3 protein-coding genes and 1 pseudogene are annotated in these 5,162 nt (G+C 68.3%); 3 read left to right on the forward strand and 1 reads right to left on the reverse strand.

What is annotated here, in order from left to right; all coding sequences use genetic code 11:
* The first annotated feature begins 634 nt into the window (after window positions 1–634).
* The 3 genes from E1264_RS39740 to E1264_RS39750 all read left to right on the forward strand — a co-directional run bounded on the left by E1264_RS39740 (window position 635) and on the right by E1264_RS39750 (window position 4,959).
* Window positions 635–3,172, forward strand: coding sequence for an ATP-dependent Clp protease ATP-binding subunit (locus tag E1264_RS39740; protein WP_132182270.1), 2,538 nt, complete (start codon window positions 635–637; stop codon window positions 3,170–3,172).
* 660 nt (window positions 3,173–3,832) lie between these two features.
* Window positions 3,833–4,228, forward strand: a complete 396-nt coding sequence (locus E1264_RS39745; protein ID WP_207936853.1) for a VOC family protein — start codon at window positions 3,833–3,835, stop codon at window positions 4,226–4,228.
* An 80-nt stretch (window positions 4,229–4,308) separates the two neighbouring features.
* The gene (locus E1264_RS39750; RefSeq protein ID WP_132182274.1) at window positions 4,309–4,959 is read left to right on the forward strand and encodes an ArsR family transcriptional regulator; all 651 of its coding nucleotides are present in this window, start codon (window positions 4,309–4,311) and stop codon (window positions 4,957–4,959) included.
* Here E1264_RS39750 and E1264_RS39755 read toward each other — a convergent pair.
* A pseudogene (locus tag E1264_RS39755) lies at window positions 4,943–5,162 on the reverse strand (adenosine deaminase); the annotation flags it as partial. The gene E1264_RS39750 and the pseudogene E1264_RS39755 overlap by 17 nt on opposite strands.

Consider the following 5,162-nt stretch of genomic DNA (forward strand, 5'->3'; position numbering starts at 1 on the left):
ACCCACGGATCCCGCATCCCCGCCTCACAGCCACCATGTGCCCCGCAGGTCACACTCGCCTCCCTACGCATTTGCGCCCCGTTGTCACCACACGCCTTGCACACCCCGGCTCTCAGCGCGCCGTCCGCACCCCGCGCCTTGCCCTTGCGCGCTGCTCCCACCCGTGATCTTTACGCGGCCCATGCAGTGTCGTTCATGGGTCTGCGCGCCGTGTATCCCCGTCCAGCGTGTGTCCCTGGCGCACGGTGTGTTTCTCGCCTGGTTGGGGCGGCGTTCGTCCAGCGGGACCGTCCAGCTCACGGTAGTGCTGTGTGCGGCGTTCGCTTGTGGCGTAGCGGTCGGACGGTTTGCGCGCGCACCAGGCGAGGTAAACCCGCCGCGCGGGTGGACCAATGCCCCCATTCGACACTCTGGCCCCGCGCCTTGATCCACCTGCGGAAAGCCCTCGTTCGCTTGGGGCGTAGCGGGAACATGACGCGGCGCTGCGGTAGTTGGATGAGACTGAACAGCGCATAGCTGGGGAACGTCTCCTGGTGGGAGTGCACCGGGCGGCCTCCTCGGGGCGGGCTAGCATGCGGAAGGACAGTTCCGGACGTTCCGGACTCTGCCCAACCGCTCTGTGAGGAGCGACGAGATGTTCGAGAGGTTCACCGACCGCGCGCGGCGCGTTGTCGTCCTGGCCCAGGAGGAGGCCAGGATGCTCAACCACAATTACATCGGCACCGAGCACATCCTCCTGGGCCTGATCCACGAGGGTGAGGGTGTCGCTGCCAAGGCTCTGGAGAGCCTGGGAATCAGCCTTGAGGCGGTGCGCCAGCAGGTCGAGGAGATCATCGGCCAGGGCCAGCAGGCGCCGTCGGGCCACATCCCGTTCACTCCGCGTGCCAAGAAGGTCCTTGAGCTGTCACTGCGCGAGGCGCTGCAGCTCGGCCACAACTACATCGGCACCGAGCACATCCTGCTGGGTCTGATCCGTGAGGGCGAGGGCGTCGCGGCCCAGGTCCTTGTGAAGCTCGGCGCCGACCTCAACCGGGTGCGCCAGCAGGTCATCCAGTTGCTGCACGGCTACCAGGGCAAGGAGCCGGCCGCCTCCGGCGGTCCCTCGGAGTCGGCTCCGTCCACCTCCCTCGTCCTCGACCAGTTCGGCCGCAACCTGACGCAGGCCGCGCGCGAGGGCAAGCTCGACCCGGTGATCGGGCGCGGCAAGGAGATCGAGCGGGTCATGCAGGTGCTGTCCCGCCGTACCAAGAACAACCCTGTGCTCATCGGCGAGCCCGGCGTCGGCAAGACCGCCGTCGTGGAGGGGCTCGCGCAGAAGATCGTCAAGGGCGAGGTGCCCGAGACGCTGAAGGACAAGCAGCTTTACACCCTCGACCTGGGCGCGCTGGTCGCCGGCTCCCGGTACCGCGGTGACTTCGAGGAGCGCCTCAAGAAGGTCCTGAAGGAGATCCGCACCCGCGGCGACATCATCCTGTTCATCGACGAGCTGCACACGCTGGTCGGTGCGGGCGCCGCAGAGGGCGCGATCGACGCCGCGTCCATCCTCAAGCCGATGCTGGCGCGCGGCGAGCTGCAGACCATCGGCGCGACGACGCTGGACGAGTACCGCAAGTACCTGGAGAAGGACGCCGCGCTCGAGCGCCGCTTCCAGCCGATCCAGGTCGCGGAGCCGTCGCTGTCGCACACGATCGAGATCCTCAAGGGCCTGCGGGACCGCTACGAGGCGCACCACCGCGTGTCGATCACCGACAGCGCGCTGGTCGCCGCGGCGCAGCTCGCCGACCGCTACATCAGCGACCGGTTCCTGCCCGACAAGGCGATCGACCTGATCGACGAGGCCGGTTCGCGGATGCGCATCCGCCGGATGACCGCTCCGCCGGACCTGCGCGAGTACGACGAGAAGATCGCCGACGTCCGGCGCGAGAAGGAGTCCGCGATCGACGCGCAGGACTTCGAGAAGGCCGCGGCGCTGCGTGACAGCGAGAAGAAGCTGCTCGGCCAGAAGGCGCAGCGGGAGAAGGAGTGGAAGGCCGGCGACATGGACGTCGTCGCCGAGGTCACCGACGAGCTGATCGCCGAGGTCCTCGCCACCGCCACCGGCATCCCGGTCTTCAAGCTGACCGAGGAGGAGTCCACCCGGCTGCTGCGCATGGAGGACGAGCTCCACAAGCGCGTCATCGGCCAGGAGGACGCCATCAAGGCGCTCTCGCAGTCGATCCGGCGTACCCGCGCCGGCCTGAAGGACCCGAAGCGTCCCGGCGGCTCGTTCATCTTCGCCGGCCCGTCCGGTGTCGGTAAGACCGAGCTGTCCAAGACGCTCGCGGAGTTCCTGTTCGGGGACGAGGACGCGCTGATCCAGCTCGACATGTCCGAGTTCATGGAGAAGCACACCGTCTCGCGGCTGTTCGGCTCCCCGCCCGGCTACGTCGGGTACGAGGAGGGCGGCCAGCTCACCGAGAAGGTGCGCCGCAAGCCGTTCTCGGTGGTCCTGTTCGACGAGATCGAGAAGGCCCACCAGGACATCTTCAACAGCCTCCTGCAGATCCTGGAGGACGGCCGCCTCACCGACGCGCAGGGCCGTGTCGTGGACTTCAAGAACACCGTCATCATCATGACGACGAACCTGGGGTCCAAGGACATCTCCAAGGGCGTGTCGATGGGCTTCGCCCGTCAGAACGACGAGCAGGGCTCCTACGACCGGATGAAGGCGAAGGTGTCGGAGGAGCTCAAGCAGCACTTCCGCCCCGAGTTCCTCAACCGCGTCGACGACACGGTCGTGTTCCACCAGCTCACCCCGGCCGAGATCATCCAGATCGTCGACCTGATGATCGCCAAGGTGGACGACCGGCTCAAGGACCGCGACATGGGCATCGAGCTGCAGCAGGAGGCCAAGGACCTGCTGGCGCTGCGGGGCTACGACCCCGTGCTCGGCGCCCGGCCGCTGCGCCGGACCATCCAGCGCGAGATCGAGGACCAGCTCTCCGAGAAGATCCTCTACAGCGAGCTGAAGGCCGGCCAGATCGTGCTCGTGGGCACGGAGGGCTTCGACCCCGAGAACAAGGACGCGACGGTGGAGACCGCCAAGTTCACGTTCAAGGGCGTGCCGAAGCCGTCCACCGTCCCCGACAGCCCGCCGCCCATCGAGGGCGCGGTCAACTTCAACAAGGACTGAGAACGTCCAGGAAGGGCCCGCACCGGATCCGTCCGGCGCGGGCCCTTCCGCATGCCCAACCCCCTCGGGCCGCACGCCAGCGCATGTGAACGCCCACCCGACGCCTCTTGGCGGATACCCAGCACCCCTTTCTGCCCTGCCCGACGTCCCTACGCACGCGTCCAACGTCTGCACGCACGCGCGTAAGCGACGTCCCTGCGGACGCATGCCCGGACGTCACTACGGACGCAGTCCGGCGTCCCTGTACACGTGTGCCCAGCACCCTCCGGCCGCGTGCTCGCCCCTTCCGGCGGCGTAGTCGCCATCACTACGGCCGCATGCTGGACTGGCAGCCTTCTCGCTGGCACCGGCAGCCGACGACCTTCCGGCCGCGTGCGTGGCGTCGCTGCTCGCGCCTCTGCCTGGCAGTTCGGCGGCGGTCACCTGCCCGACGCACACCTCCGGTCGTCTACCTAGAGCCTTGCGCGCGCATGGGTGTGATGTGGCTGCGGCCGCATGGCTGGCGTCCCTGTGGGCAGCATGCGGCTACGGCGGCCAGCGTGCGCGGACCCCTGCAGCATCGGCCTATTGCGGCACCGTGGGCCCCGGTACGGCTGGCTGGCGCCGTCTGTTCGCGTATCCGAACGACTTGCAGGAGCCTCCATGGGTCACCCGCCGCGCATGGTTCTGTCTGCCCCCGTCCTCGACGCCCCTGACCCGCACGCGCTAGCGGCCTTCTACAGGCACCTTCTGGGGTGGACGGTCGTGCAGGACGAGCCGCACTGGGTGAAGCTGCGGCCTCCCGACGGCGGAACAGGGCTGTCGTTCCAGAGGGAGCCTCTCTACAAGGCGCCGACATGGCCCGCCGCTGCCAACACGCAGCAGATCATGGCCCACCTGGACATCGAGGTGGACGACCTGGACGCGGCGGGCGAGCACGCGGAAGCAACGGGTGCCGTCCTGGCCGACTTCCAGCCCGCAGAGGACGTCCGCGTCTACCTCGACCCGGTCGGACACCCCTTCTGTCTCTTCCTCCCGGAGCCGGAGGAACCTCTCTCGCCCGGCGCCGGGGCGTAATCCACAGAACGCGGTTCTACTGCCTTCGACCACCGCCCTGCGCGACCGTGGATGTCGGAGGTGACCCATAGTGTTCGAACATGCGATCGAATGCGGAGTCTCGGTGGGACGGGCGCGCTCGCGAGGCCCACGTCGCACAGGCGTTCCTGCGGGACGTCCGATCCCCTGCGCCGACCCAGCTTCCGATCTTCCGGTCGCGCCTGCAGGGCGAGCTTCTGGCGCGGCTGCTGCTGGGGCCGGAGCGCGAGATGTCCATGCTCGACCTGGCGGTGATGCTCCACACCGACCTCGCTTCCGTGATGCGCGAGGTGGAGCGCCTGGCCCGGGCGGGCATCCTCGCCCTGCGCCGTACCCTGGCCGGGCGCCTCGTGAGGCGGGACGCCGACAGCCCGCTGTACGAGCCCCTCGCCCACCTCCTGATGCTGACCTTCGGCCCGGCGGCGGTGGTGGCGGAGGAGTTCGGGCGGCTGCCATCCGTCCGGGAGGTCCACCTCTTCGGAGCGTGGGCGGAACGCTACGAGCATCCCTCAGGGGTCCACCCGGCCGACGTCGAGGTCCTGATCATCGGACACATCGCCCCGGGCGCCGCCTTCGACGCCGCCCAGGAAGCCGCAGCCCGCCTGGCCCTCCCCGTGCACCCCGTCGTTCGCACACCGGACCAATGGCACAACGACAACGACCCCTTCCTCCGCGAAATCCGCAACGCCCCCCGTATCACTCTCCAGCCCTAGGGCTCGACAGCCAGGCGGAGATTCCCAGATGGAGGTGGGACTTGGTCGAGGACGGAGCGAACGAGGCGTCTACACCCGCGCGGGCCAGATCAGCGAGGGCTTGGTCGTCATAGCCAAAGGCGTCGCGGATGTGAGCGTATTCGGTGGTCAGCGGGGTGTTGATCAAGGCAGGGATGTCGGTGTTTAGTGGCACGATCAGCCCC

Origin of the sequence: Actinomadura sp. KC216 (assembly GCF_004348535.1) — a bacterium.
Lineage (GTDB): Bacteria > Actinomycetota > Actinomycetes > Streptosporangiales > Streptosporangiaceae > Spirillospora.